23 protein-coding genes and 1 tRNA gene are annotated in these 26,073 nt (G+C 70.0%); 9 read left to right on the top strand and 15 right to left on the bottom strand.

The features are described 5' to 3' along the window. Window positions 1-350 precede the first annotated feature (350 nt). From QM699_RS02850 to QM699_RS02800, 11 genes are all read right to left on the bottom strand, one after another. Window positions 351-1,949, bottom strand: coding sequence for a glycoside hydrolase family 43 protein (locus QM699_RS02850; RefSeq protein ID WP_415009717.1), 1,599 nt, complete (start codon window positions 1,947-1,949; stop codon window positions 351-353). A gap of 67 nt (window positions 1,950-2,016) precedes the next feature. Next, window positions 2,017-2,307, bottom strand: a complete 291-nt coding sequence (locus tag QM699_RS02845; protein ID WP_415009716.1) for a BrnA antitoxin family protein — start codon at window positions 2,305-2,307, stop codon at window positions 2,017-2,019. Beyond that, window positions 2,304-2,552: a BrnT family toxin gene (locus tag QM699_RS02840; protein ID WP_415009715.1), complete on the bottom strand. Its 249-nt coding sequence runs from the start codon at window positions 2,550-2,552 to the stop codon at window positions 2,304-2,306. The genes QM699_RS02845 and QM699_RS02840 overlap by 4 nt, the downstream gene beginning before the upstream one ends. A 48-nt stretch (window positions 2,553-2,600) precedes the next feature. Further along, a complete protein-coding gene (mgrA, locus tag QM699_RS02835) occupies window positions 2,601-3,632 on the bottom strand; it encodes an L-glyceraldehyde 3-phosphate reductase (protein ID WP_415009714.1) in 1,032 nt (343 codons plus the stop codon). 12 nt (window positions 3,633-3,644) lie between these two features. Beyond that, window positions 3,645-4,778 carry a Gfo/Idh/MocA family protein gene (locus tag QM699_RS02830; RefSeq protein WP_415009713.1) on the bottom strand — a complete coding sequence of 378 codons (1,134 nt, stop codon included), beginning with the start codon at window positions 4,776-4,778 and terminating at the stop codon, window positions 3,645-3,647. Beyond that, window positions 4,778-5,533: a sugar phosphate isomerase/epimerase family protein gene (locus QM699_RS02825; protein ID WP_415009712.1), complete on the bottom strand. Its 756-nt coding sequence runs from the start codon at window positions 5,531-5,533 to the stop codon at window positions 4,778-4,780. The genes QM699_RS02830 and QM699_RS02825 overlap by 1 nt, the downstream gene beginning before the upstream one ends. Next, window positions 5,530-7,929 carry a beta-mannosidase gene (locus QM699_RS02820; protein ID WP_415009711.1) on the bottom strand — a complete coding sequence of 800 codons (2,400 nt, stop codon included), beginning with the start codon at window positions 7,927-7,929 and terminating at the stop codon, window positions 5,530-5,532. Before QM699_RS02820 ends, QM699_RS02825 begins: the two co-directional genes overlap by 4 nt. Window positions 7,930-8,035: 106 nt before the next feature. After that, window positions 8,036-9,124 (bottom strand): ABC transporter ATP-binding protein, encoded by a 1,089-nt coding sequence (locus QM699_RS02815; RefSeq protein WP_415009710.1) that lies wholly within the window; start codon window positions 9,122-9,124, stop codon window positions 8,036-8,038. A 3-nt stretch (window positions 9,125-9,127) separates the two neighbouring features. Next, window positions 9,128-10,009: a carbohydrate ABC transporter permease gene (locus QM699_RS02810; RefSeq protein WP_415012681.1), complete on the bottom strand. Its 882-nt coding sequence runs from the start codon at window positions 10,007-10,009 to the stop codon at window positions 9,128-9,130. 70 nt (window positions 10,010-10,079) lie between these two features. Beyond that, on the bottom strand, window positions 10,080-10,973 hold the full coding sequence (locus tag QM699_RS02805) for a carbohydrate ABC transporter permease (RefSeq protein WP_415009709.1): 894 nt from the start codon (window positions 10,971-10,973) through the stop codon (window positions 10,080-10,082). Between the two features lie 65 nt (window positions 10,974-11,038). Then, complete coding sequence (locus QM699_RS02800) at window positions 11,039-12,268, bottom strand: ABC transporter substrate-binding protein (RefSeq protein ID WP_415009708.1); 1,230 nt, start codon at window positions 12,266-12,268, stop codon at window positions 11,039-11,041. Between the two features lie 306 nt (window positions 12,269-12,574). Here QM699_RS02800 and QM699_RS02795 point away from each other — a divergent pair, with 306 nt between their 5' ends. Then, window positions 12,575-13,612, top strand: coding sequence for a LacI family transcriptional regulator (locus tag QM699_RS02795; protein WP_415009707.1), 1,038 nt, complete (start codon window positions 12,575-12,577; stop codon window positions 13,610-13,612). A gap of 379 nt (window positions 13,613-13,991) precedes the next feature. Here QM699_RS02795 and QM699_RS02790 read toward each other — a convergent pair whose 3' ends face one another. Further along, complete coding sequence (locus QM699_RS02790) at window positions 13,992-14,372, bottom strand: hypothetical protein (protein ID WP_415009706.1); 381 nt, start codon at window positions 14,370-14,372, stop codon at window positions 13,992-13,994. A gap of 628 nt (window positions 14,373-15,000) precedes the next feature. On the opposite strand from QM699_RS02790, the gene QM699_RS02785 reads away from it, so the two are divergent. Further along, the gene (locus QM699_RS02785) at window positions 15,001-16,812 is read left to right on the top strand and encodes a PHA/PHB synthase family protein (RefSeq protein WP_415009705.1); all 1,812 of its coding nucleotides are present in this window, start codon (window positions 15,001-15,003) and stop codon (window positions 16,810-16,812) included. Window positions 16,813-16,858: 46 nt separating this feature from the next. On the opposite strand, the gene QM699_RS02780 is transcribed toward QM699_RS02785, so the two are convergent. Next, the gene (locus QM699_RS02780; protein WP_415009704.1) at window positions 16,859-17,152 is read right to left on the bottom strand and encodes a hypothetical protein; all 294 of its coding nucleotides are present in this window, start codon (window positions 17,150-17,152) and stop codon (window positions 16,859-16,861) included. 186 nt (window positions 17,153-17,338) lie between these two features. Further along, complete coding sequence (locus QM699_RS02775; protein ID WP_415009703.1) at window positions 17,339-18,523, bottom strand: TIGR03862 family flavoprotein; 1,185 nt, start codon at window positions 18,521-18,523, stop codon at window positions 17,339-17,341. A gap of 120 nt (window positions 18,524-18,643) precedes the next feature. On the opposite strand from QM699_RS02775, the gene QM699_RS02770 reads away from it, so the two are divergent. Continuing rightward, window positions 18,644-19,156, top strand: coding sequence for a hypothetical protein (locus QM699_RS02770; RefSeq protein WP_415009702.1), 513 nt, complete (start codon window positions 18,644-18,646; stop codon window positions 19,154-19,156). Then, on the top strand, window positions 19,156-19,356 hold the full coding sequence (locus tag QM699_RS02765; protein ID WP_415009701.1) for a hypothetical protein: 201 nt from the start codon (window positions 19,156-19,158) through the stop codon (window positions 19,354-19,356). The genes QM699_RS02770 and QM699_RS02765 overlap by 1 nt, the downstream gene beginning before the upstream one ends. 36 nt (window positions 19,357-19,392) lie before the next feature. Here the strand turns inward: QM699_RS02765 and QM699_RS02760 are convergent. Further along, window positions 19,393-19,466: transfer RNA gene (locus tag QM699_RS02760), tRNA-Cys, on the bottom strand. Window positions 19,467-19,699: 233 nt separating this feature from the next. Here QM699_RS02760 and QM699_RS02755 point away from each other — a divergent pair. From QM699_RS02755 to QM699_RS02735, 5 genes are all read left to right on the top strand, one after another. Continuing rightward, window positions 19,700-20,401 (top strand): response regulator, encoded by a 702-nt coding sequence (locus tag QM699_RS02755; protein ID WP_415009700.1) that lies wholly within the window; start codon window positions 19,700-19,702, stop codon window positions 20,399-20,401. A gap of 154 nt (window positions 20,402-20,555) precedes the next feature. Then, the gene (locus QM699_RS02750) at window positions 20,556-21,683 is read left to right on the top strand and encodes an FIST N-terminal domain-containing protein (RefSeq protein ID WP_415009699.1); all 1,128 of its coding nucleotides are present in this window, start codon (window positions 20,556-20,558) and stop codon (window positions 21,681-21,683) included. Then, window positions 21,680-23,899, top strand: a complete 2,220-nt coding sequence (locus QM699_RS02745; RefSeq protein WP_415009698.1) for a PAS-domain containing protein — start codon at window positions 21,680-21,682, stop codon at window positions 23,897-23,899. The genes QM699_RS02750 and QM699_RS02745 overlap by 4 nt, the downstream gene beginning before the upstream one ends. A gap of 113 nt (window positions 23,900-24,012) precedes the next feature. Further along, window positions 24,013-25,248, top strand: coding sequence for a lytic murein transglycosylase (locus QM699_RS02740; RefSeq protein ID WP_415009697.1), 1,236 nt, complete (start codon window positions 24,013-24,015; stop codon window positions 25,246-25,248). Then, complete coding sequence (locus QM699_RS02735; protein ID WP_415009696.1) at window positions 25,248-25,976, top strand: NYN domain-containing protein; 729 nt, start codon at window positions 25,248-25,250, stop codon at window positions 25,974-25,976. Before QM699_RS02740 ends, QM699_RS02735 begins: the two co-directional genes overlap by 1 nt. The last annotated feature ends 97 nt before the right edge of the window (window positions 25,977-26,073 follow it).

Below are 26,073 nucleotides of genomic sequence, written 5' to 3'. Positions count from 1 at the left end.
GCTTTCCCCCCCAGACTTGGGCCAGCACCAACGGGCGTTCGCCTTGTCGGGTCTTAGTTTCGGAGACCTTTTGGACTTTCCGTAGCCCGAGCATCCCCTTGTTGGCTTGTCGGACTTTAAGCAGCTTCATGCGCGGAATGCAACGCTGAATCGACGTGAGCGCAAGGCTCGACGGGCGAAAACATCATTCTACTTTGCAACTCTGCGCAACCTGGCGCTTTCACGAGCGGATTCCGCCGGATTCCTTGCGCACGCGATCCGACAACTGCCGGCGACGCGCTCCGCGGGGCGAGGCTTGCACCCCCCGCACCTTCGGCACTGCCCTCCCCGAGAGTCGGCGGCGGGCCGGGTCAGAGCGGCGTGTACGAGAAGCCGGAGAAGTCCGCCGCGCACGCCCGCCCGGAGGTGTCGAAGGCGACCATCCCGACAAAGGCGCCGGTGAACGAGCCGTGCTCGCCCCTGCCCCCCTCGTCGGAGATGACGCTGGCGTCGAGCTCCGGGCCGACCGCCTGCCACGCGCCACCGCCGCGCCAGAAGAATCTCTGTGCGGCGCCGCGCACCTCGACGGCGAGATCGAGCGGACCGTCGGGAACCGGCACCGGCGCTGCGGGATAGCGCAGCCGCGCATCGGGCCAGTCGCCCGGGCAGGACATGACCGTCAGTGTCCGACCCAGGGCCGCATCGTGCGACACCATGAGCGCGTGCAGCTTCGAGCGGTTGTAGTAGGTCGTGAGCCCCGCCGCCTGTTGATACGTGTCCGGGGCGAACGCCGCGAGCCGGGTCTCGGCACGATAGGCGTGATGCTCCTGCCGCCGGGCGACCAGCGCCTGCTCGAACCAGCTGCCGAGCGACTCGCGGCCATGCAGGCGCAGCGCCGTGCCGGTCAGCGTGAACAGCCGCTCGGGATATGGGCTGCGCAGCCACTGGAAGTCTGCGGGCAGCGCCGGGCCGTCGAAGCGGTACGCCACCGGCCGGTCGGCCTCCGGTTCCGGCGCGCCCGCGGGGGCCTCGACCTCCAGCGCAGGCACGAGGCCGCCATGGGCGAGATAGAGCCAGCCGTCCTCGCCCCAGACACATTTCTGAAGTCCGGTCTCGCGGCCGAGCGGGCTCATCCGCGTTCCAGGCAGCGGTCGGGTACAGAGGTGGGTGTGGTAGACCTCGCCCTCCGGCGTCTCGACGATCTGCCCGTGACCGGCCCGTTGCAGCGGTGCGTCGGGCGCGTCCTTGGCGGTGAGGAGGAACGTGCGGGGGTGTAGCTCGTAGGGTCCGGCGAGGCTGCGCGAGCGGGCCATCGTGACGGTGTGGTCATAGCCGGTCCCGCCCTCGGCGGTCGTGAGGTAGTACCAGCCCGCCCGCCGGAACAGGTGCGGCCCCTCGACAAGGCCATGCGGCGATCCGGGGAAGATGTTGGTGATCGGCCCGGTCAGCCGACGCGCCACCGGGTCGTACTCCTGCAGGAGAATGCCGTCGAAGGCCGGATGCCGCGGCCGTCCGCCGACGCTGTCGGTCAGGTGCCGCCACTGCTGGTTCACGAACCACTTCCGCCCGTCCTCGTCGTGGAACAGCGACGGGTCGAAGCCGGAGGAATTCATGTAGATCGGATCCGACCAAGGCCCGGTGATCGCCGGCGCCGTGACGAGATAGTTGTGCGCGTCCTTGAAGTTGCCGTCGTAGCGCTTCACGTCGGTATAGATCAGCCAGAACAGCCCGTCGGCAAACGACAGGCAGGGCGCCCAGACGCCGCAGCTGTCGGGCTCGCCGCGCAGGTCGAGCTGGCTCGCCCGGTCGAGCGGCCGGGCGACGAGGCGCCAGTTCACCAGATCGCGCGAGTGGTGGATCTGCACGCCGGGATACCACTCGAAGGTCGAGGTGGCGATGAAATAGTCCCGCTCCACCCGCACGATGGACGGGTCCGGGTTGAAACCCTTGAGGATCGGGTTGCGGATCATGCGTTTCCTCCCCGGGCGCCGATCTCGCGTCGGACCACCCTTGTTGCTGGTCTGGCGCGACGGCCGGCTACTCCCCCGCCGCCCGCTTCAGCGCCGCGCCCATCCGTGCCCGCCAGTCCGGCCCCAGCGCCTTGAACCGCTCCACCGTGGCCGGGTCGAGGCGCAGGGTCACAGCGAGCTTCGCATCGGCCTTGGGCGGACGGCCGCGGGTCTTGCGGATGCTCTCCATCAGATCGGGGAAGGCCTCGGCGAAGGGACGGAAATCCGCAAGCTGCCCTTCCGTGATCTCCGGATTGTCGGAAACCTCGTCCCAGTCTTTCTGCGTATAGCCACGACCCGGTTCGAACTTGGCTTTCATTTCAGCAGCATCCTTTCCCGAATGCTCGACGTCCGCATCGAGACCACAGACAGGCCCTCAGAACCCAACGGCAAGAAGATCACGGTCACAGGGCGTCCTCTCAACATCCCCACCGCCTGCAGCCGTCCCTCCCGCACGGGGCGGACTTGGGCGACCGCGAAGAAGTCGAGCGTCAAGCCCCCGAAGTCAAAGCCATGCTTGGCTAAGTTCGCGAGTCGCTTCGGTTCGTCCCAGAGAATGCGCACTTATTTCCGTACACGAAAAATCTGCGCGCTGCAACGGCGCCGACGGGGCTAGCCTGCCTCCGAAGACCTTGCCCACAGGTTGATGCGCTCCTCGTCGGCATGGCGGTCGATCTCGGCCAGCTCGTCGGGCGTGAAGTCGAGGTTGGCCACGGCGCCCACACAGTCCTCCACCTGGCCCGGCCGCGAGGCCCCGATCAGCGCCGAGGTGATGCCGCCGTCGCGCAGCACCCAGGCGATCGCCATCTGCGCGAGGGTCTGGCCGCGGCGCCCGGCGATGGCGTCGAGCGCGCGGATGTTCTCGATGGCATGCTCGTTCAGGAACTCGCGGCGGAGCGACTTGCCCTGTGTCGCCCGGCTGCCCTCCGGGATGCCCTCGAGATACTTCCCCGTCAGCATCCCCTGCGCCAGCGGCGTGAAGGCGATCGAGCCGATGCCGAGCTCGGCCAGCGTCTCCTTCAGCCCGTCGCGCTCCACCCAGCGGTTTATCATGTTGTAGCTCGGCTGGTGGATCAGGCAGGGCGTGCCCAGCTCCCTCAGGATCGCCGCCGCCTCCCGCGTCTTCGCCGCACTGTAGGATGAGATGCCGGCATAGAGCGCGCGGCCCGAGCGGACGATGGCGTCGAGCGCCCCCATCGTCTCCTCGAGCGGCGTGTCCGGATCGAAGCGGTGGGAATAGAAGATGTCGACGTAGTCGAGGCCCATCCGCCTCAGGCTCTGGTCGCAGGAAGCGAACAGGTACTTCCGGCTCCCCCACTCGCCATATGGCCCGGGCCACATCAGATACCCGGCCTTCGACGAGATGATCAGCTCATCGCGATGTCCCTTGAGGTCGGTCGCGAGAATCTCCCCGAACGCCGTCTCCGCCGATCCGGGGGGCGGCCCGTAGTTGTTCGCGAGGTCGAAGTGAGTGATTCCGAGGTCGAAGGCCCGCTGCACGATCGCCCGCTTCGTCGCGTGGGGCGTGTCCTCGCCGAAGTTGTGCCAGAGGCCGAGCGAGATCGCCGGCAACAGCACGCCGCTCGCGCCGCAGCGGCGATAGAGCATCCGGGCGTAGCGGTCCTCGGCGGGGACATAGGTCATGCGTCCTCTCCTTCAGGCGAGCAGGGCGCGCGCCGCCTCGGGGCCGAGCGGCTCGGGGCGGGTGCAGGTGGTCGTGAGGTCGACGAAGCGCCCGGTCTCGCCCGACTGCAGGATCGCGGTCATCACCTCGATGCCGTGCAGCGCCCGGTCGAGGCCGCAGCGCGCGTCCCGCCCCTCGATGATCGCCAGAGCCATGTCCGCGAGCCCGGCGGTGCGATAGTTGGCGAAGGCCGCGTTCGGCCGCACGTCGTTCGGGACGCCGAGCGGATGCTCCCAGGTCTCCTCCCGCACCGTGCCGTCGCGGCCCGCCACCTCCACCGTGCCGCCGAACCAGTTCGGATCGGGCACGAACAGGCTGCCTTCCGTGCCGTAGAGCTCGATCGGCTGCCGGTGCCGGTGGCCCCAGACGTCCCAGCTGGTGCCGACCATCACCTGCGCGCCGCCGGCGAATTCCAGCAGCGCCTGCACCGTGGTCGGCGTCTCGACCGGGATCTCCTGCCCCTGCACCGGCCCCGCCGCCGTCACCAGCCGGGTCGGCGTCGCGGCGCCGGTCATCGCGGCCACGCGCCTGACCGGCCCGATCAGGTTGATGAGATCGGCGACGTAGTACGGCCCGAGATCCAGCATCGGCCCACCGCCGGGCAGGAAGAAGAACCCCGGGTTCGGATGCCACATCTCCATGCCGTGGCTGAGCACGAAGGCCGTGCCCGCCGTGATTGTGCCGATCGTGCCGTCGTCGATCAGCTTGCGGGCGAGCTGGTGCGCGCCGCCGAGGAACGTGTCCGGCGCCGAGCCGACCTGCAGGCCGCGGGCATCGGCGAGCCGCCTCAGCTCCAGCCCTTCCTCGAGCCCGAGCACGAACGGCTTTTCGGAATAGACGTGCTTGCCCGCCTCGAGGGCCGCCTTCGTCACCCCGAAGTGCGCCGCGGGGATCGTCAGGTTGATGACCACGTCCACGTCCGGGTCCGCGAGCAGGGCATCGACCGACTCCGCCCGCACCCCGAACTCCGCCGCCCGCGCCTCGGCCGCCGCTGCCGAGAGGTCGGCGCAGGCCCGCACCTCGATGCCGCGGAACAACGGCGCAAGTCGGAAGTATGCGGCCGAGATGTTGCCGCACCCGACGATGCCGACCCCGAGCCGGTCCATCACAGCGCCTCCGCGTTGGCGAGCGAGGTGGTGGCGAAGCGGCGGTCGTCCTTCGGATTGTCGTGCTCCATCACGAACACCTTCACCCGACCGCCCTTCAGCGCCGCCACGAGCGCCTTCCAGTCCATCGTGCCGGTGCCGACGTCGGCCCAGCCGTCCTCGTCCGCCTTCTCGCCCGCGGGCGCAATGTCCTTCACGTGCACCGCGGTGATCCGCTGGCCATAGGTCCTGATCCACTCCAGCGGATCGGCGCCGCCCCGCGTCACCCACGCGAGATCGGCCTCCCATTCCAGATCCGGCCCCCCCTCGAAGATCGCGGTGATCGGCAGCACGCCATCCGCCGTCCGCACGAACTCGAAGTCATGGTTATGCCAGCCGAAGCCGAGCCCCGCCGCCCGATACGGCGCGCCCGCCGCCTGCAACCGCGCGCCGAACGCCTGCCAGCCGGCGCCGTCGGTCGGCCGGTCGCCGGGCATGATGTAGGGGCAGTAGATCGTCTCGATCCCCACCGCCTTGGCGATGGCCAGCACCTTCTCCGGCTCCTGCTCCAGCATGTCGAGGCCGAAGTGCCCGGTCGGCATCCGCAGGCCGTTGGCGCCCAGGTGCTCGGTCAACTCCTTCACCTTCGCGTCGTCGGCATAGAGCGCGCCATAGCCCTCGACATTCCGATAGCCGGCATCGGCGACCATCTTCAGCGTGGCGGCGAGCGGTGGAAAGTTCCGCGACGAATAGAGCTGGTAGGAGAAGTCGGTCATCTCGGGTCTCCGGGTCGGGCGAAGCTCGTGGCGAGGTCGCGGGTACTGAGCAGGACGCCGGCGGTGTCGCCGCCGTCGGGGGTGAAGACGATCTCGGCGTCGTGGCCGGGAAAGAGCGTCACGGCGTTCGTCGAGAACCGCCCCGGCTTCGACGCCTCGACGGTGACGAAGAACGCGACCGCCTCGGCCGAGAGCCGCGCGCGGAGCCGCCCGTCCTCCGGCGTCACGACCAGCGTGACCTTCGGATCGGGCAGGTCCAGCTCCTTCCAGCGCACCGGCGGCGCCACGTCACCGCCCGCCGAGCCGTCCGAGCCGCGCCAGCGGAAGGCGAGGATCTCGCCCGGCTCCAGCGCATCCGGCGGCAGCTCGCCGATGCAGGCGGCGGCGTCGGTGCCGACGCGCGCGCCCGCGGTGGCGATCGGCCGCGCGGCGCCGCCCAGCGTCACGCCGAATGCCTCGACCGTCACCTCCACCGGCGCGGCCGTGTCGTTCACCGCCATCAGCCGCACCGTCTCTCCTTCGGGGATCGCCGCAACGGTCACCGGCGCGAAGAACCGCTGTGCCATGTAGTGCAGCATCTTCCAGCCGCCGCCGTAGTCGAGGCTCGACCAGCTCTGCACCGGCCACGTGTCGTTGAGCTGCCAGTAGAGCGCGCCCATGCAGTGCGGCTTCAGCGACCGCCAGGAGTCGACCGCCGTCTTGATCGCCACGCCCTGCTGGATCTGGCTGAGCCAGACGAAGCTCGCGAAGTCCTTCGGGAAGCGGAAGTAGCGGAACATCGTCTCGGCGATGCGCGCGTTGCCCCCGGCGTTCTTCTGGTGGCTCTCCATCACCGGCGAGGCGATGTTGAGGTCGGCCTCGCCGGCAAACGTGCGGATCACCGGCAGCGAGGTGTAGGACTGGAAGCCGAATTCCGAGCAGAAGCGCGGTCGAACGTCGCGGTAGTGCTCGAAGTCGCGGCCCTCGTGCCAGACCGACCAGAAGTGCATGTCGCCGCTCGTGTCGTCGTGCCAGGTGTCGCCAAAGCTCATCGGCCCGGGCGACGGGCTCGACGGCCACCAGTTCGCGCGCGGCAGCACCGCCTTCAGGCTCGCCTCGATCGTCCGGTTCAGCCGGTCATAGGCCACGAGATAGCGGTCTCGGTTCCGCCGGCTCTCCTCGAACCAGGTCAGCGCGCCGAGCAGCTCGTTGTCGCCGCACCAGAGCGCCACGTGATGCCCGAGGCGCCCGGCCTGTCCCATCACCTCGTCCTCGACCTGCCCGAGGAAATCGGGCGTGGCCGGATAGAGGTGGCAGGCGAACATCAGGTCCTGCCAGACCAGAAGCCCCAGCGCGTCGCACGCCTCGTAGAACGACTCCGGCTCGTAGCGCCCGCCGCCCCACACCCGGATCATGTTCATGTGCGCGTCCGCCGCCGACTGCAGCAGCGCGCGGGTCTTCGCCGCGGTGATCCGCCCGGGCAGCGCATCGGCCGGGATCCAGTTCGCGCCGCGGGCGAAGACCGGCCGGCCGTTCACATGAAACGCGAAGCTCCGCCCCACGGCGTCGGGCTCGGACACGAGGCGAACGTCGCGGAGCGCCAGCGGCACGGTGCGCGCGGCGTCGCCGGCCTCGATGACGAGGCCATGCACCGCCGGCTCCCCGAGCCCGTTCGGCCACCAGAGCACCGGGTCGCGCACGGTGAGGCGCGCGACGATCAGCCCGTCCTCGGTGTCGCCATCCACGCTTTCGCCGCAGAGCGTGACACGCCAGCGCGCAGGGCCGGCCGCGCCGCGCAGTTCCGCCGTCACCTCGACCGTGGCCACGCCCTGGTCGTGGACCTGCTCGATGCCGAGCACCGCGATCTCACCCTCCGCGCCGACCAGCCCGATCCGGCCGTAGGCGCCGAGCGGAGACAGGGCGATGCCCCAGTCCCAGCCGAAATCGCACTGCGGCTTGCGCAGCATGTTGCCGTTGGGGATCGGGCAGTTGCTGGCGCTGTACGGCACCGGATAGGGCTGCGCCGCCGCCAGCGCATTTGCCGCGCGCGGCGCGGAGCGCAGCACGATCTCGATCGTGTTCGTGCCCGTGACGAGCGCCGCGCCGATCTCCTGCGCGATCGGCTCGAAGGCGGAGCGCGAGGTCAGGACCAGCTCGCCGTTCGCCCAGACCTCGGCCACGGTGTCGAGCGTGTCGATGACCAGCGTCGCCGGCCCGCCGCCGTGCTCGAACGTCCGCGTCAGGTGCCAGTCGCGATCCGCCACCCAGCGCACGGCGGTTTCGTTGCGCCCGACGTAGGGGTCCGGGATGATCCCGGCGGCGAGCAGCGCGGAATGCACGTCGCCGGGCAGGTGAATCGTCGTCTCATGCTGCCCGCCGCCGTCGCGCAGGGACCACTGGCCGCTCAGGTCAAGCATGGGCACCGCTCCAGCGTTGGAAATTGCGCGCTCGAACCGTGGCACCGGCGGGAACATGGCCGCTGGCACCGCCAGAGCCTCGGGGATCAGCCAGCAAGTCCGGTCCTCACAGCCTCTGCTCGGTCGCCACGTCGAACAGCGACGCCTTCGACACGTCGAAGCTCAGGCCCACCTTCTCCCCCGGCTGAAAGCCGTGCTCGGCCGGCGCCCGTGCCGACAGCGTCTGCCCGCCGAACGTCAGCCACAGCAGGCTGTCCGATCCCATCGGCTCGTCGATATCGACAACCGCGTCGGCGCCGCCGCGCGCGACCACCACGTGCTCCGGCCGGACGCCGAGGATCACCTCGCCCGCCGCCGGCACGGTGCCGCGGTACTGGTCGAGCGCGATGGTCGAGCCCTGCGCCTCGAACACCGGCACGCCGTCCCGCTCGCCGACCCGTCCCTTCAGGAACGTCATCGCCGGCGAGCCGATGAAGCCCGCCACGAACAGGTTCGCGGGCTTGTTGTAGATCGTCTTCGGATCGGCGAGCTGCTGGATGATCCCGCCGCGCATCACCGCGATCCGGTCGGCCAGCGTCAGCGCCTCGATCTGGTCGTGGGTGACGTAGATCATCGTGTTCTTCAGCTGCTGGTGCAGGCGCTTGATCTCGACCCGCAGCTCCGAGCGCAGCTTCGCGTCGAGGTTCGACAGCGGCTCGTCGAACAGGAACACGTCCACGTCGCGCACCAGCGCCCGCCCGATCGCCACCCGCTGCCGCTGCCCGCCGGACAGCGCCGCGGGCTTCCTGTCGAGCAGCGGCTGGATCTGCAGGATCTCCGCCGCCCGCGCGATCCGCCTGTCGATCTCGGGCTTCGGCAGCCCGGCGTTCTTCAGCCCGAACGCCAGATTCCCCCGCACGGTCATCTGCGGATAGAGCGCATAGCTCTGGAACACCATGCCGATGCCGCGGTCCTTCGGCTCCTCCCAGGTGACGTTCTTGCCCTTGATCCAGATCTGCCCGTCGGTGATGTCGAGGAGCCCTGCGATGCAGTTCAGGAGCGTCGACTTCCCGCACCCCGATGGCCCGAGCAGGACGATGAACTCACCCTCGCCGATGTCGAGGTTCAGCCGGTCGAGGATCGTCAGGCTGCCATAGGCGAGCCGCAGATCCTTTACCGCGACGCTGGTCGCGGCGCCCTTGCCCGTGTCGTTCATCGCCTACCCCTTGACCGCGCCGGCGGCGATGCCGCGCACGAACAGCTTCCCCGAAATGAAGTAGATCGTCAGCGGCACCAGCCCGGTGATGATCGTCGCCGCCATGTTGACGTTGTATTCCTTCACACCCTGCACCGAATTGACGATGTTGTTGAGCTGAACCGTCATCGGATAGGTGTCGGGCTTGGTATAGACCACACCGAACAGGAAGTCGTTCCAGATGCCCGTGACCTGCAGGATGATCGCCACGACGAAGATCGGCAGGCTCATCGGCAGCATGATCTTGAAATAGATCCCCCAGAACCCCGCGCCGTCCACCCGCGCCGCCTTGAACAGCTCCTCCGGCACGCTGGCGAAATAGTTGCGGAACAGCAGCGTCAGGATCGGCATCCCGAAGATGGTGTGAACGATCACCAGCCCGGTCAGCGTACCGTAAAGGCCGATGTCGCGCAGCAGGATGACGATCGGATAGAGCATCACCTGATACGGGATGAACGCCCCGAAGATCAGGATGGCGAAGAACGTCTCGGCACCCTTGAACTTCCAGTTGGCCAGCGCATAGCCGTTGACGCTGGCGATCGCGATCGACAGGAAGACCGACGGCACGGTGATCCGCACCGAGTTCCAGAACCCGCGGGACAGGCCGTCGCAGTTCAGCCCGGTGCAGGCCGCCGCCCACGCCTTCACCCACGGCTGGAAGGTGATCTCCATCGGCGGCGAGAAGATGTTGCCGAGGCGGATCTCCGGCATCCCCTTCAGCGACGTCACCACCATCACGTAGAGCGGCAGCAGGTAGTAGAGCGCCACCACGATCAGCACGCCGTAGAGCATGACGTTGCCCCGCGACAGCGCCCGCTTCGGTCGCGCCCCCCGCGGGCCATCCATCGCATCTGGGGCCAGCTTACCCGGGGCGAGCGCGTCGGCCCCGGCCACCGCGGTCGCGGGCATGTCGGGATCAGCCACGGCGCCTGCCTCCGAACTCGAGATACGCCCACGGGATCAGGATGATCGCCACCGTCAGAAGCATCATCGTCGACGCCGCGAACCCCTGCCCGAGGTTCTGCGCCCGGAACATGAACTCGTAGACGTACTTCGCCGGCACCTCCGAGGCGGTCCCCGGGCCACCCCCGGTCATTGCCACCACCAGATCGTAGAGCTTCACGATGCCGGCCATGACGATCACCAGCGTGGTGACGAACACCGGCCGCATCATCGGGATCACCACGAAGAGATAGGTCTTCCACATCGGGATGCCGTCGACACGGCTCGCCTTCCAGATGTCCTCGTCGATGCCGCGCAGGCCGGCGAGCATCAGGCACATGATGAGCCCCGTCCCCTGCCACAGCCCGGCGAGCACGATGCCGAAGATCACGATGTCGGCGTTGTAGAGCGGATCGAAGCTGAAGCTCTCCCACCCGAGCCCGCGGACGATGTGCTGCACCCCGAAGTCGGGGTTCAGGATCCACTGCCAGACGAGGCCGGTGACGATGAAGCTGAGCGCGAAGGGATAGAGGAAGATCGTCCGGAACGTGTTCTCGAAGCGGATCTTCTGATCGAGCAGCGCGGCCAGCACGAAGCCCACCACGAAGCTGAAGACCAGGCTCAGCACGCCGTAGATCGCGAGGTTCTCGATCGACACCAGCCAGCGCGGCGTCGACCACAGCCGCTCGTACTGCGCGAGCCCGACAAAGTTCAGCCGCGGCAGCAGCTTCGAGTCGGTGAAGGAATAGACCACCGTCCAGAGTGTGCCGCCGAGAAACACCACGACCGCCGTCAGGATCATCGGGATCGACGCGATCTTTGCGCTCAGGTTCTTGAAGTGCCGGCTCGGTCGCCCGTCCGCTGGCATGGGCCGCTCCCCCCTTTCGCTCCGGTGACGCCGGCCCCGCCTGCGGGGGGACCGGCGCGAGGCGTTCAGTCGGCGTTGGCGATCAGGTCGGCAAAGCGCTTCTGCGCGTCTTCCGGCGCCATCGACCCGGAGAAGAACTCGCTCATCAGGTCGTTGAGCTGGGTGGTGGTGTCCGGGCTGATGAGCTCGTCGGTGCTCTTCAGCACGTTGCCCTCCTTGAGGATGGCGAGGCCCTTCTTCATGCAGTCGTTCGCGGTCGTGAGATCCACGTCGCCGCGCACCGGCAGCGAGCCCTTCTTCAGGTTGAATGCGACCTGCGTCTCCGGCGACAGCATCACCTCTGCCAGCACCTCCTGCGCCTTGGACTTGTCCGCGTCCTTCAGCACCGGGAAGTAGAACGAGTCGCCGCCCGTGGTGATGAACTGCGCTCCGCCGAGGCCGGCAAGGCAGGTGTAGTCCTTGCCCGCGACCTGCCCCGCCAGCTGGAACTCGCCCTGCGCCCAGTCGCCCATCGCCTGACCGCCGGCCTTGCCGGCGATCACCATCGCGGTCGCCTCGTTCCAGTTCTGGACGTTGGAGCCCTTGGACATGCTGCGCGCGTCGCCGAGCGCCTTGAAGATCCTCGCCATGTCGGCGCCGCCCGCCGCGTCGGCGTCCTTGTCCTCGTAGACCTTGAGATACAGGTCCTTGCCGCCCAGCCCGAGGATCAGGTCGTTGAACAGGCCGCTCATCTGCCAGCCCTGCTGCCCGACGGCGAGCGGCACCTTGCCCGCCTTCTCGAGCGCCGGGGCCGCAGCGACCAGTTCGTCCCAGTTGGCCGGCACCGCGACGCCCGCGTCCTTGAACGCCTGGTTCGACAGCCACAGCCACTGCCACGAGTGGATGTTGACCGGCACGCAATAGACATGCCCGTCGAGGGTGCAGCCCTCGAGCAGCGACGGCGGGTTGATGACCTTGGCCCAGTCCTCGGCCTTGGCCACGTCGTCGAGGTTGCGCATCAGCCCCGCGGCCACCAGCTCCTCGGCCTGCCGCCCGTGATTGAACTGCGTCGCGGCCATCGGGTCGCCGCCGGTGATCCGGCTCACCATGATCGGGCGCGCGGTGTCGCCCGAGCCCGCGATCGCGCCGTCGACCCACTTGTTGCCGGTCGCATCGAATGCCTTGGCGAACTCCGCAACCGCGGCCGCCTCGCCGCCCGACGTCCACCAGTGCGTGACCTCGAGATCGGCGGCCTGCGCCGCCAGCGGCAGCGCCACCGACGCCGCGAAGATCGCGGCCAGCGAGCGTCTGGTCATGAGGAACCTCCCGATGATGTTTATCTGCATCGTTATAGCTCTCATGCTACGGGTCGGCCGGCAGTTAGGCAATGGTCGAATTGCCCCCACCGGCTCCAGCAGTCGCCCTTTGCCGGATCGACAGCAGTGCCGCACATAATATTATTTTTAACAGTAGTTTGCCGGGAAATCCCGCTCGGGTCGTTCTTGCTCGCCGCGCCACGCGGACGGCACCACCAATCGACGCGTTCCTTCCTGTAACGTTTCAGATTTGCACCTCGCACACCATCGGACTAAGCTGCGATTCGGGCTTCGGGAATTGAACACATGGCGGCTGGCGAGGGACGCGATGGGAGTGGTGCGCCGCGGGATGCGGCGGGCCGGCCCACGCTCAAGACCATCGCCTACATGACCGGCCTCGGCGTCACCACCGTCTCCCGCGCACTGCACGACGCCCCCGACATCGGCCAGGCGACGAAGGAACGGGTGCGCCTGGTGGCGAGCCAGATCGGCTATCGCCCCAACCGGGCCGGGGTGCGGCTGCGCACCGGCAAGACCAGCGTCATCAGCCTGATCCTGTCGGTCGAGACCGAGGTGCTCGGGCCGACCTCGCATCTCGTCTACGGCATCTCGGAGCGGCTGGCGGGCTCGCCGTACCACCTGATCGTCACGCCCTACAATCCGCGCAACGATCCGCTGGACCCGCTGCGCTACATCGTCGAGACCGCCTCCGCCGACGGGATAATCTTCTCGCGCACCGAGCCGCGCGACGCCCGTGTTCGCTACCTGCACGAGCATGGCCTGCCGTTCGCGACGCACGGGCGCACCGACATGGGGCTGTCGCATCCCTTCCACGACTTCGACAACGCGCGGTATGCCGAGATCGCCGTGGAGCGGCTGGCGGCGCGCGGCCGCCGCCGCCTCGCCTTCCTGCCGCCCCCGGGAAATCTCACCTACGGCCACCACATGACGGCGGGGTTCGAGCGGGCGGTGGACCGGCTCGACCTCGCAGACGTGGCGATGCGCGACATCAACACGGACAGCGGCCATCGCGCGATCGAAGACGAGGTGACCCGGATGATGGCATCGCCCCGCCGACGCCCGGACGGCTTCGTCTGCGGTTCGGCGAATGCCGCGATCGCGGTGATCGGCGCGGCGGAGGCAGCAGGCTACGCGATCGGCCGCGACTTCGACCTCGCGGTCAAGGACTCGTTCCGCCTGATGCCGAAGTTCAGGAGCGACATCATTGCCGTCCACGAGGACTTTCGCGCCGCCGGTCACGCCCTTGCCGACGCCGTGGTCCGCACGCTCGACGGCGTGGCCCCGGAAGAACTGCAGACGATCGAGGTGCCCCCCGGACCGTGACCCCGCGGGCACGGCTGCCGACCTTCCCCCGCCCGGCTCTGCATCCTCCCCCTCGCAGTCTGCGGCTCCCACGCTCGAGACCGTCACCGGCCCTGCCCCGGCGCCCCTTGGTGTTCATACAGGCAGAAACCCTATCGGGCAGGACGCAAGGGGCCCCGCAACAGCGGGGAGAAACAAGCCTCACGAGGCGCGAAAGCGCCTCGTTCCGCTGAAGGGAGGCCGCAACGGCGGCCGACCGACAAGCGCCGGCCGAGCGGGGGCTTCATGCCCCCCGAGGCCGGCGCTCCTTCCGCGCGCGCCCGCCTCTCCTCTGGCGATGGTCAGGTCAGGAACGCGATGATGACGACGACGAGGAGCGGCGCTCCCAGCAGCCAGGCAATCAGTGCGGGCATGTCCGCCTCCCACTTGAACGTGCCGAACGGCAGGTTGCGGTCGCGATGGTCGCCACCGGCCATCGCCGCGAGGTAAGCCGCCGCAGCCGCCCGGCCAGATAGCCGCCGGCCCCGAAGCTGGTGATCGCCACCCAGATGAACCAGATCCCGGACGCAATGCCGAACCAGAACAGCGAGACCCCCTGCCCCGGCTGGAACGAGCTGGCCGAGAGGCCCACCGCCGAGCCGAAGGTGAGGAGCACGAGCGAGAGCGTGACGGTCAGCACGGCGCCCGCGAGGATCGCGCCCCATTCGACGTAGCTCACCCCCGGCGCGGCCTCCGCGGCCCGGGCGGCCGCAGCGACGCGATACGTGTCTTCCGATGCCATGGCCCCGCTCCCCAGTGCAGGCCGGCGAGGGACAGGACCGCCATGACGATGACGATCAGCCCCACGAGGTAGATGATGGCGTTCACGAGCGCGCCCCCTTCCAGCTGTCGCCGGTGCAGGCGCCATGCGTCTTCGCCTTCGGCCTGGAAAGGAAATGCGGCGCCGAGACGGTTGGTTCCGCCTCGCGCCTCAGGGGGTCCCGCCGGCCGATGCCGGGTCGGGGATGGCAGGCGGCGTGGCAACGCCACCCTCGAGTCGCGCCCGCTCGTCGGACGCCATGACCGGCGCCCCGAGGCCGGCCGCCCGCGCCCGCAATGCCGCGGCCCGGCCGGCGAGCGCGTCCCGATCCGCGCCGAGCCGTTCCGCGTCGGGCGCCGCGCTGGCGAGCGCCGAGTTCGAACTGCGCCGTCTCGAGCAGCCCGGGCTCGGGCGCCCGTGCCGCCTCGGCGGAGATCGGCGCGACCGCCCCGGTCGGCGCCTCGCAGGCCGCGAGCGCGAGCGCGGCCAGTCCGGCGGGCAGGAAGGCAAGGCGCATGGGCTGCCCCGATGTGCAATTGGCGGCGAACCCTGTAGTATCCGCCGGGCCGCCGCGTCACAAGGCGACGGGCACGAATTGGGGGGAAACCGCATGAGCAACGTCAAGGAACCCGGGACGCTGACCGAGCAGGGCAAGGAGATTGCCCACAACATGGCGGAAGTCTTCGACATCTCCAGCCAGATCTGGCAGCGCTTCCTCGCCGGGCAGCTGCAGGAGGGCACGCCGAAGCACCCCGACCCGCTCAACACGTGGCCGACCTTCGCCGAACTCTACCGCACGATGTGGGACAATCCGCAGCAGGTCGCCGACAAGACCATCGAATTCTGGGCGGCACAGCAGCAGCTCTGGCAGAATGCCATGCTGAAGTGGCTGGGGTCCAAGGATGCGGTCGAAACCCTCGACCTGCCGCACATGCTGAAGCCCGATCGCCGCTTCGCCCACAAGGAGTGGACCGAGAACGCGCTCTTCGACTACCTCAAGCAGTCCTATCTGCTCACGTCCGGCTGGATCCAGGACACCGTGGGCAGCGTCGGCGAGATGGACCCGAAGGAGCGCCGCAAGGCCGCCTTCTATACCCGGCAGTTCGTCGAGGCGATGAACCCGGCGAATTTCTTCGCGCTCAACCCGGAGGTGCTGGAAGCGACCGCGACCGAAAAGGGCGAGAACCTGGTCCGCGGCCTCAAGATGATGCTGGCCGATCTCGAGCGCGGCAAGGGCAAGCTTCTGATCCGCCAGACCGACATGGATGCCTTCGAGGTCGGGCGGAACACCGCCGTCTCTCCCGGCCGGGTGGTCTGGCAGAACGAGATCCTGCAGCTGATCCAGTACGCCGCCACGACGGAAACCGTCTACGCCCGGCCGCTGCTGATCCTGCCGCCGTGGATCAACAAGTACTACGTGCTCGACCTCAACCCGAAGAAGAGCATGGTGAAGTGGCTGACCGAGCACGGCTATACCGTGTTCATGGTCTCCTGGGTCAACCCCGACGAGCGCCACGGCCAGCTGAGCTGGGAGGACTACATCTTCGAGGGGGCCAGCGCCGCGATCGACAAGGCGCTGGAGGAGACCGGGCAGAAGAGCCTGAACCTCGTCTCCTACTGCATCGGCGGCACGCTCGCCGGCACGCTCCTCGCGTGGATGGGCAGGACCGGCGACAAGCGGGTGGCGAGCTCGACGTTCTTCACCGCGCAGCACGACTTCGAGGACGCGGGCGAGCTGCAGATCTTCGTCGACGAGCACATCCTCGAGGTGGTCGGCGAGGAGATGGAGCAGGGCTTCATGCCCGCCGAGAAGATGGCGAACGCCTTCAACATGCTGCGGGCGAACGACCTGATCTGGGGCTACATGGTCTCGAACTACATGCTCGGGAAGGACCCGTTCCCGTTCGACCTGCTCTACTGGAATGCCAACTCGACGGCGATGCCCGCGCGGGTGCATCGGTTCTATCTCAACGAGTTCTACATCCGGAACGCCTTCGCCAAGGGCGAGCTGACGGTGCGCGGCGAGCCGGTCACGCTGGCCGACATCAAGGGGCCGGTCTATCACATGGCGACGCGGGAGGACCACATCGCCCCCGCCGCCTCGGTCTACCGCGGGGCGAAGGAGATGAACAAGGCGAAGGTCCGCTTCGTCCTGTCCGGGTCGGGGCACATCGCCGGCGTGGTGAACCCGCCGGTGCTGGGGAAGTACCAGTTCTGGACCAACGACGACATGTCGAACCCCACGCTCGAGGACTGGCTCAAGGGGGCGGCGGAGACGCCGGGCAGCTGGTGGGGCGACTGGGACGACTGGCTGAAGGTCCGCTCGGGCCGGAAGGTCGCGGCCCGCGAGCCGGGCGCCGTCCTCGGCGCGGTGGAGGAGGCGCCCGGCTCCTACGTCCGGGTCCGGTTCGACCGGAGCTGACGGAGACTGTGCAGGGCTCCGGCCTCACCGGAGCCCCTTGCGGCGCCTACGAGTGAACCTCGGCCGGGTTCACGTTGACCGGGCCGGCGACCCACGGGCGGCCGTCATGCTGCTCCTTGAGCCAGCCGAGCTGACCGATGGTCAGCCCCTGGGCCTGCTTCGGCGAGATGCCGGCCTCATAGGCCATCTGGTCGCGCTGCGCCTGGCTGAAGGGGTGCGTCGGGGCGACCACGATGACCGGCGCCGGATCGGGGGAGACGGTGGCCGCCTGGGCGGCGAGGGCGGAGCCGCCGAGCGCCGCGATGACGGCGAGGGCGGACAGGAGACGGGTCTTCGGCATGTCTCTGTTCCTTCCATGAGACCCCGTCCGGCGGGGCCGGACGACCGGCGCGGGCGCCGGCACCCGACGATCTGGGGCGCCCCGGGGGTCTTGGCACCGGCGGATCACGCGGTCTTGCCAATGGATCGCGCCAGCGTGCCTCGCGGCAAAGGCCGGTGAACCCACCCGGGTCCGTCCGGCGGCGCGTCACCCGTTGCGCCAGCGCGCGGCCGCAAGCCCCGCGGCGCGGCCGGTGGCGAGGCAGGCGGTGAGAAGATAGCCGCCGGTCGGGGCATCCCAGTCGAGCATCTCTCCGGCAACGAACACGCCGGGCCGGGCGGCGAGCATCAGGTCGCCGTCGAGGCCCGGGAAGGCGACGCCGCCCGCGACCGAGATCGCCTCGTCGAGCGGCCGCGGCCCGAGCAGCGGCAGCGCCAGCCGCTTCACCGCGCGCGCGGTCCCGTCCGGATCGGCGAGAGCGTCGGGCGCCAGTTCGCGCAGCAGCGCGATCTTGACCGGCGAGAGCCCGGCCTTGCGCAGCCGGCTCGCGAGGCTGTCGCCCTTTCGGCCCCGGGCGATCCGCGCGGCGAGCGTAGTGACCTCCAGCCCCGGGGCGAGGTCGAGCAGCAGCGGGGCGCCGTCGCGAAGCTCCGGGCCGAGCGCATAGATGCCGCCGCCCTCGACGCCGCGCGCCGAGACGACGAACTCGGCCGCGACGCGGCGCCCTCCGGCCGAGAGCACCACGGGCTTCACCGGAGCGCCGAAGTGCCGCGCCATCGGCGCCGACCAGGCGGCGCGGAAGCCGACGTTCGACGGGCGGAACGGTGCCACCGGCACGCCCTCGGCCACAAGCACACCGGACCAGGCGCCATCGGCGCCGAGCCGGCTCCACGACGCGCCGCCGAGCGCCAGAACCGTCGCCCGCGGCAGGAGCCGGCGCGGACCCTCCGGCGTCTCGAACGTCGCGCCCCCCTCCTGCCACCCGGTCCAGCGCCAGCCGGTGCGGAGCGCGACCCCGAGCCCGTCGAGCCGCCGCAGCCAGGCGCGCAACAGCGGCGAGGCCTTCATTGCCACCGGGAACACCCGCCCCGAACTGCCGGTGAAAAGCGGGATGCCAAGCCCTTCGGCCCACGCCCGCACCTCGGCGGCCCCGAAGCCGGCGAGATGTGCCGCAAGGTCCTCGCGCCCCTCGGTGTAGGCGGCCAGCAGCGTGGCCGGCGCGGCATCGAACGTCAGGTTCAACCCCGACTTGCCCGCCATCAGCAACTTGCGCCCGGCGCTGGGCTTCGCCTCGGCGATGACGACACGCGCGCCGGCAGCGGCGAGCGTCTCCGCCGCCATCAGCCCCGCCGGGCCCGCCCCCACCACCAGTGCATCGACGCGTTCGTCCATGGCCGCGGTGATCGCCCGCGCCGCGCCCGCCCGCAACCCTCGCCTTGCGTTCGGCCACCGTCTGCCCCAAGCCGCCGTTCCGGCGGGCGGCCGAGGCCCGTCCCATTGGGGGGGATCACCGTGAAGCTGCCGCGACGGGTTGCCAGCGTCCTGCACGAGCTGCGGGGCGCGACAGGGGTGGGACTGGCGCTCGGCGTCGGGTTGATCCTGCTCATGCCCGGGGGCCCGGGCATGAGCCTGCGCGGCATCGGGGCCGCGGCGCTGTTCGTCGCCGGCTATCTCGCGCTCGACCTTCTGGTGCTGCGCCGGCTGGAGGCACGCTCGTCCGCGCGTCAGGCCGCGCGACTGCGCGCGGCGGCGGCGGCAGCCGCGGCCCGCCGTGCGGAAGAGGGCGGCGGCGTGCTCTACGACGCGGCGAAGAACCACGCCGAGACGATCGCCGAATTCGGCCTGCCCCCCGAGCACGCCGCGCACCCCGGCGCGATCTTTCTCGGCTGGCTGGTGCGCCGCCGGCTGACCAGCGCCGCGCTGGAGGCGGACGCGGCGGCGGATTCTGGCGCGCCACCGCGCCGGGGCCCTGTCGGCGGTGGACCTCTACTTCGGCCGCGATGGCAAGCTGGTCCCGGATTCTGATGTCCCCCGAGGCCCGGGCGTTCGCGGCCGCCTGCCTTGCCCCCATGGGCGGCGCCTACGCCGAGGAGATCTCCCGCGACCTGGGCGCGAACCAGCCAACGGAGTTCCACGCCCCGTGGACCGCGGAAACCGAGGACCGCCTGCACCGGACCATCGACGCCCGCTTCGCAGCGTGGCAGGCCCGCGCACGGCCCGAGTGAGCTGTGGAAAGTCGATGCGACAGGGCGGGAGCGAATTGGAGGCGACGACCGGAATCGAACCGGTGTGCACGGATTTGCAATCCGCTGCGTAACCACTCCGCCACGTCGCCTCGCGGTCCCGGGGATTAGGGGCTTCGGTCGCGCCGGTCAAGCGGTATCGCCTCGGCGTTCCCGGCCCGTTCCCGACGCGGCGCGGGCCCGACGCGGCGCGGGCCGGCCGCGGGGACGTCGGTCCGGTCCAGATCCCGGAAGGGTCGACGCGGCGCCTCGGACCTTGGTAGAAGTCCCGGTGCGCGCCGCGAGTGTGCTAGAGTCGGCGCCCGACCCGGGGAGAGGCCCGACGATGCGTGCTGTGAAGGACCAAGACCCGCCCGCGGGCGCCTCGGCGATCCGGGTGGCGCTGGTGATCGACGACCACCCGCTGTTCTGCGAGGCGCTGACGCTCACGCTGCGCACGGCGCTGAGCGTGCAGGAGATCGCCACCGCCGCGTCGCTCGCCGACGGGATCGAGCGGGCGCAGGGCGCGCCGTTGCCCGACATCATCCTGCTCGACCTGCGGCTGCCGGACACCGACGGGCTCGACGGGCTGATCCGGCTGCGCAAGGTGGTGGGCGGGACGCCGATCATCGTCATCTCGTCGCTCTCCGACGACCGGATGATCGCCTCCGTGCTGAAGGCCGGGGCGTCCGGCTTCGTGCCGAAGCACAGCCAGCGGTCGGTCTTCGTCGAGGCGGTCGGTGCGATCCTCGCGGGCGAGACCTATACCCCCGAGGGCTACGTCGCGCCGGCGGACGACGTGGCGATCGACGAGGACGACATCATCGAACGGCTGCAGTCGCTGACGGCGCAGCAGGCGCGCATCCTCGAGCTGGTCTGCGAGGGCAAGCTCAACAAGCAGATCGCCTATGAACTCGACATCGCCGAGACGACGGTGAAGGCGCACCTGACCGCGATCCTGCGCAAGCTGCACGTCCAGAGCCGGACGCAGGCGGTGCTGATCGCGCAGAACGCCCGCTTCGCCGCGATCCTGAACAGCCAGCGGTAGACCGGACCGGACGGTGGCGAGACGGCCGGCGGTCGGCGTTGGCCTCGCGCCGGCAATGGGCTAGGCTCGCGGCGCAGGACCACCGGGGGGAGGAGACGGGCTGGACGGGTTTGACCCCACGCCGGCCAGGGCGGCCGGCACCGGCGGCGCCGCGATGGTGAGCGCCCACGCGCCTGCCGGCGAGCCGCGTCGGGCGCTGTTCGAGTTGCGCACCCTGCTCGGGGCAGAGCCCTGTGCGCTGGTCGTGGTGTTCGCGAGCCCGCTGGCGGATCGCGCGGCGGTGGCGCAGGCCGGCGCGGAGATCTTCCCCGGCACCCCTGTCGTCGGCTGTACCACGGCGGGGGAGATCGCAAGCTCGGGCTATGCCGAGCAGGAGATCGTCGCCGTCGGCTTTCGCGCCAGCCATTTCCGGGCCCAGGTGGCAATCATTCCCGATCTCGCCGCGCTCGATCCCGAGGCGGCCGCGACGCAGGCGGTGCGGCTGCGCGCAGAGCTTGGGCCCGACGAGCCGGCGTGGCGGTGGGAGTTCGGCTTCCTGCTCATCGACGGGCTGTCACGGCGCGAGGACCAGCTCGTCGCGGCGCTGCGCCTCGGGCTCGGGACGATCCCGCTGTTCGGCGGCTCCGCGGGGGACGGCCTCGACTTCGGCCGGACGTTCGTGCTGGCGGACGGGGTGTTCCGCAGCGACACGGCGGTGCTAGTGCTGCTGCGCAGCCGGTGCCGGATCGAGGTCTTCAAGTTCGACAACCTCGAGCCGGTGCCGATCAAGATGATCGTCACCGATGCCGAGCCGGAGCGGCGTGTCGTGCGCGAGCTGAACGCGGCTCCGGCGGCGCAGGAGTACGCCCGGCTGATCGGACGCGATCCGGCGCACCTGTCGCCGTTCACCTTCGCCTCGCATCCGGTGGTGGTGCGGATCGGCGACCAGCACCACGTGCGGGCGATCCAGAAGGTCGAGCCGAACGGCGACCTGGTGTTCTTCTCGGCGATCGACGAGGGGCTGGTGCTGACGCTGGCCGAGCCGATGCCGATCGCGCGGCATCTGGAACGGGCGCTCGATGCGCTCGACCGCCGCGGCCGGCCGGAGGCGATCCTCGCCTGCGACTGCATCCTGCGGCGGCTCGCGGTCGAGCAGGTGCAGGGGATGCGCGAGGTCTCGCGGATCCTGTCCGAGCATCACGTGGTGGGCTTTTCGACGTATGGCGAGCAGTTCAATTCGGTCCACGTCAACCAGACGATGACCGGCGTCGCCATCTATCCGGCAGACGAGGACGCGACGTGAACCTCGCCGCCTCGCTGCTCGCGCCGGAGGACTCGCTCGAGACGCGCAACGCCAAGCTGCTCAAGATGACCTCGGTGCTGATGGCGCGGGTCGAGCGGTCGACCGAGGACAGCGGCGCGGCCTTCGCGCATTTCCAGCGGGCGCTGATGCTCGAGGATCAGGTCCGCGACCGCACCCGCGACCTCGAGCGCACCCTCGACCAGCTGAACCAGTCGAACGCCCGCCTCTCGCAGGCGATGCGCGAGGCGGAGGGGGCGCGGGCCGATCTCTACGACGCGCTCGAGTTGGTGCGCGAGGGTTTTGCGCTGTTCGACCAGGACGACCGGCTCGTCATGTCGAACAGCCGGTTCTGCGAGCTGCTGCCGGACCTGCCGCCGCGGCTGGAGCCGGGGCTCCGATTCATCGGGTACGTGGCACTGGTGGCGCGCAGCCCGCACCTCGCGCTGCAGCCCGGGCGGACGCGCTTCGGCTGGCTGAAGGAGCGGCTGCGGCATCATCGGCTGCAGTCGGTGACGTTCAACGTCCAGACCACCACCGACCGCTGGATCCAGGTGAGCGAGCAGCGCACGCCCGGCGGCGGCACGGCGATCCTGCAGACCGACATCACCGAGCTGATCCAGCTCGAGCGGCAGGAGCGCGACAAGCTCCTCGACGAGCAGGCGCGGCTGATCCGGGCGACGCTCGATCACGTGGGCCAGGGCATCGCCATCTTCGACGCCGGCAACCGGCTGGTCGGCTGGAACGAGCGGCTGCGGCAGCTGTTCATGCCGCCCATGCGGCTGCTGCGGGTCGGCACCGGGTTTGCCGGGCTGGCGGAGCACCTGCGGGCGGCGCTGCGTGCGGAGGACGCCGCCGCCTTCGCGCGGCTGGTTGCGTGGGTCAACACGCCGGACGGACGCCCGCCGCTGGACCTGCAGATCACCACGCGCAACGGCATCCGGCTCGACGCCTTCGGGCAGGAGATGCCCGATCGCGGCTTCGTCGTGAGCTTTACCGACGTCACCGCCGAGCGCGAGGCACGCCTCGCCCTGCTCGCGGCCAACGAGGGGCTGGAGCAGCGGGTGCGCGAGCGCACGGTCGCGCTCGAAAGCGCGCTGTCGCAGGCGGAGCGGGCCAACGCCTCGAAGTCGCGCTTCGTCGCGGCGGTGAGCCACGACCTGCTGCAACCGCTGAGCGCCGCGAAGCTGTTCCTGGCCGCGCTCGATTCCGCCGCCTCGCCGGATGAGGTCGCGCTGACGGTCAGCCGGGCGCGCAGTGCGTTCGAGAGCGTCGAGAGCATTCTCGGCGCGCTGCTCGACATCTCGCGGCTCGATTCCGGCGCCGCCGGCATCACGCCCGCGACGTTCCCGCTGGACGGGCTGCTGACGCGGCTCGGCGACGAGTTTCGCGAGCTTGCCCGGCAGAAGCGGCTGGAGCTGCGGGTGGTGCCATCGAGCCTCGTGGTGCGCAGCGATGCCTCGTATCTGCGGCGGATCGTGCAGAACCTCATTGCCAACGCCGTTCGCTATACGAGCGCCGGAAAGGTGCTGGTCGGCGTCCGGCGTGCGGGCGGGGCGGCGCGCATCGAGATCTGGGACACCGGCCCCGGTATCCCCGCCGCCGACCGCGAGGCGGTGTTCCATGAGTTCCACCGCCTCGCCAACGGCCACACCGCCGGCGGAATGGGGCTGGGCCTCGCCATCGTCGAGCGCGCCTGCGCCCTGCTCGACCATCCGCTCGAGCTGATTTCGGAGGAAGGTCGGGGCACCGGCTTTCGCATCACCGTGCCGCTGGCCGGCGAGCGCCCGGCGCGCAGCGACGGCCACGTGCCCGAGACGCTGCTGCCGCAGGACGTGGAGGGCGTGGTGGCGATGGTGGTCGAGAACGACGCCTCGGTGCGCACGGCGCTCGTCGGGCTGCTGGAGACCTGGGGGGTGAGCGCGCTCGACGCGGCCAGCCCGAGCGAGGCGCTCGGCCTGCTCGCCGACCTCGGCATCGCGCCGGACGTGATCGTCGCCGACTATCACCTCGACAACGGGCGCAACGGGCTCGAGGTGATCGCTGCGCTGCGGGCGCAGTACGGCGTGATCCCCGCCATCCTCGTCACCGCCGACCGCAGCCGCCGGCTTGCCGACCGCTGCGGTGCGCTGGGGATCCCGCTGCTCAACAAGCCGGTCGAGCCGGCACGGCTGCGCGCGCTGCTGGCGCGCTGCCACCCCGCCCGCGCCGTGCGGTGAACCCGGCGCCGCACTGGAGCCGCCGCCGCACGTGAACCACGACGCGGGGCTTTCACCCCGGCGCGTCGCCCGCTACCATCGGTTGAAAAATATCCTCGAGCAGGAGACAATCGTTGATCCGGATTCCCCTCGCGACGCTCACGCTCGCCCTTGCGGTCGGCGGCTGTGCCGGCGCGAACCCGCCCTCGACCCAGACACCACCGCCCGCGCGCGTCGAGGCAAGCCCGCAACCGGCGAGTTTCGTCGCCTGGCGCGAGAGCTTCCGGCCGAAGGCAATGGCCGCGGGCATCAGCCCGGCGGTCTTCGATGCCGCCTTCGCCGGCGTGGGCGTCAATGCCGACGTGGTGCGGCTCGACGGCAAGCAGGCGGAGTTCACCAAGCCGATCTGGGAATACCTCGACAGCGCCGCCTCGCCGGCCCGCATCGAGACCGGCCAGGCGCAGCGCGCGGCACTGAAGCCCAAGCTCGACGCCATCGAGGCGCGCTACGGCGTCGACAGCCAGGTCCTGCTCGCCGTCTGGGGGATGGAGTCGAACTTCGGCAAGAACCGCGGCACGATCCCGGTGATCGAGAGCCTCGCGACGCTCGCCTACGACGGGCGGCGCAAGAGCTTCGCCGAGGAACAGCTGATCGGCGCGCTCCGCATCCTGCAGTCGGGCGACGTCGACCCGGCGCACATGACCGGCTCCTGGGCCGGGGCGATGGGGCACACCCAGTTCATCCCGACGAGCTATCTCTCCTACGCCGTCGACTTTGGCGGCGACGGGCACCGCGACGTCTGGTCGGACGACCCCACCGACGCGCTGGCCTCGACCGCGAACTATCTCGCCCGCTCCGGCTGGACCCATGGCCAGCCGTGGGGAATGGAGGTGCGCGTGCCGGCCGGTTTCAACTACGGCAGCGCCGACGCCTCGAACATGCGGCCGACCGCCGACTGGACGGCCCGCGGCGTGACCCGGCTGGACGGCGGCCGCCTGCCGGAGCACGGGCCGATGGCGATCATCGCGCCCGCCGGCGCGCGGGGGCCGGCATTCGCGGTCTACCACAACTTTGCGGTCATCAAGAAATACAACAACGCCACCTCCTACGCGATGGGCGTCGGCCACCTCGGCGACCGAATCATGGGCGCGGGGCCATTCCAGGGCGCCTGGCCGCGCGGCGACCGCGAGCTGTCGCGCAGCGAGAAGATCGAGCTGCAGGAAAAGCTGATGGCGCGCGGCTATGCCACCGGCGAAGCCGACGGCGTGATCGGCCCCGACACCACCACCGCGATCCGCGCGTTCCAGAAGAGCGTCGGCATGGTGCCGGACGGCTACGCCAGCGCCGAGCTCCTGCAGCGGCTGCGCTGATGGACGGCGCGCTCAAGCTCGCGGTGCTGATCGACGCGGACAACACCTCGCCGAAAGTCGCCGACGCGCTCTTCGAGGAGGTCGCGAAGATCGGCGAGGCGAGCCTGCGGCGGATCTACGGCGATTTCTCGAAGGGCCAGCAGACAGGGTGGGAGAAGGTGCTGTCGCGGCACGCGATCCTGCCGACGCAGCAGTTCGCCTACACCACCGGCAAGAACTCGACCGACATCACGCTGGTGATCGACGCCATGGACCTGCTGCATTCCGGGCGGTTCGACGGCTTCTGCCTCGTGTCGTCGGACAGCGACTTCACCCGGCTCGCGGCGCGGATCCGCGAGCAGGGGATCGACGTCATCGGCATCGGCCGCCAGACGACGCCGGAGAGCTTTCGCCAGGCCTGCACCCGATTCATCTTCACCGAGAACCTCCTGCGCGGGCCGGGAGACACCGCGGCAAGCGACCCGGACGCCGGCGCCGGCCCCCGGCCTGCGTCGGAAGCGGCGCCCCTGGTCGAGCGGGCGCTCGAGCAGATGGAGGAGGATGCCGAGGGCTGGTATCGGCTCGGCAGCGTCGGCCAGCGGCTACAGAACCTGTCGCCGGAGTTCGACACCCGCACCTTCGGACAGGGCAAGCTCTCGGACCTCGTGGAGGCGACCGGACGCTTCGAGATCAGCCGCGAGGGCGGCCACGTCCGGCTCCGGCGCAAGGAGCGGCGGCGCCGGAGCTGAGGTCTTGCGGTCGACGGCCCGACCCGCTCTATCTTCGCGGGAGAACGGGGAGCGGAGCCGGGTGGAACGACTGGCCGGACAGGTGGCGGGGCGGCTG

Source organism: Amaricoccus sp. (assembly GCF_047602525.1).
Taxonomy (GTDB): Bacteria; Pseudomonadota; Alphaproteobacteria; order Rhodobacterales; family Rhodobacteraceae; genus Amaricoccus.
Note: the sequence above shows the minus strand (reverse complement) of the source record. Positions and strands in the feature narration are given on the sequence as shown.

What these genes read in the sequence shown, in the direction of transcription:
- QM699_RS02800 (WP_415009708.1), bottom strand. Translation starts at nt 12,268, where the DNA reads ATGACCAGACGCTCGCTGGCCGCGATCTTCGCGGCGTCGGTGGCGCTG.
- QM699_RS02830 (WP_415009713.1), bottom strand. Translation starts at nt 4,778, where the DNA reads ATGGACCGGCTCGGGGTCGGCATCGTCGGGTGCGGCAACATCTCGGCC.
- QM699_RS02825 (WP_415009712.1), bottom strand. Translation starts at nt 5,533, where the DNA reads ATGACCGACTTCTCCTACCAGCTCTATTCGTCGCGGAACTTTCCACCG.
- QM699_RS02845 (WP_415009716.1), bottom strand. Translation starts at nt 2,307, where the DNA reads ATGAAAGCCAAGTTCGAACCGGGTCGTGGCTATACGCAGAAAGACTGG.
- mgrA (WP_415009714.1), bottom strand. Translation starts at nt 3,632, where the DNA reads ATGACCTATGTCCCCGCCGAGGACCGCTACGCCCGGATGCTCTATCGC.
- QM699_RS02755 (WP_415009700.1), top strand. Translation starts at nt 19,700, where the DNA reads ATGCGTGCTGTGAAGGACCAAGACCCGCCCGCGGGCGCCTCGGCGATC.
- QM699_RS02735 (WP_415009696.1), top strand. Translation starts at nt 25,248, where the DNA reads ATGGACGGCGCGCTCAAGCTCGCGGTGCTGATCGACGCGGACAACACC.
- QM699_RS02805 (WP_415009709.1), bottom strand. Translation starts at nt 10,973, where the DNA reads ATGCCAGCGGACGGGCGACCGAGCCGGCACTTCAAGAACCTGAGCGCA.
- QM699_RS02750 (WP_415009699.1), top strand. Translation starts at nt 20,556, where the DNA reads ATGGTGAGCGCCCACGCGCCTGCCGGCGAGCCGCGTCGGGCGCTGTTC.
- QM699_RS02785 (WP_415009705.1), top strand. Translation starts at nt 15,001, where the DNA reads ATGAGCAACGTCAAGGAACCCGGGACGCTGACCGAGCAGGGCAAGGAG.
- QM699_RS02780 (WP_415009704.1), bottom strand. Translation starts at nt 17,152, where the DNA reads ATGCCGAAGACCCGTCTCCTGTCCGCCCTCGCCGTCATCGCGGCGCTC.
- QM699_RS02775 (WP_415009703.1), bottom strand. Translation starts at nt 18,523, where the DNA reads ATGGACGAACGCGTCGATGCACTGGTGGTGGGGGCGGGCCCGGCGGGG.
- QM699_RS02815 (WP_415009710.1), bottom strand. Translation starts at nt 9,124, where the DNA reads ATGAACGACACGGGCAAGGGCGCCGCGACCAGCGTCGCGGTAAAGGAT.
- QM699_RS02820 (WP_415009711.1), bottom strand. Translation starts at nt 7,929, where the DNA reads ATGCTTGACCTGAGCGGCCAGTGGTCCCTGCGCGACGGCGGCGGGCAG.
- QM699_RS02765 (WP_415009701.1), top strand. Translation starts at nt 19,156, where the DNA reads ATGTCCCCCGAGGCCCGGGCGTTCGCGGCCGCCTGCCTTGCCCCCATG.
- QM699_RS02790 (WP_415009706.1), bottom strand. Translation starts at nt 14,372, where the DNA reads ATGGCATCGGAAGACACGTATCGCGTCGCTGCGGCCGCCCGGGCCGCG.
- QM699_RS02795 (WP_415009707.1), top strand. Translation starts at nt 12,575, where the DNA reads ATGGCGGCTGGCGAGGGACGCGATGGGAGTGGTGCGCCGCGGGATGCG.
- QM699_RS02810 (WP_415012681.1), bottom strand. Translation starts at nt 10,009, where the DNA reads ATGGATGGCCCGCGGGGGGCGCGACCGAAGCGGGCGCTGTCGCGGGGC.
- QM699_RS02850 (WP_415009717.1), bottom strand. Translation starts at nt 1,949, where the DNA reads ATGATCCGCAACCCGATCCTCAAGGGTTTCAACCCGGACCCGTCCATC.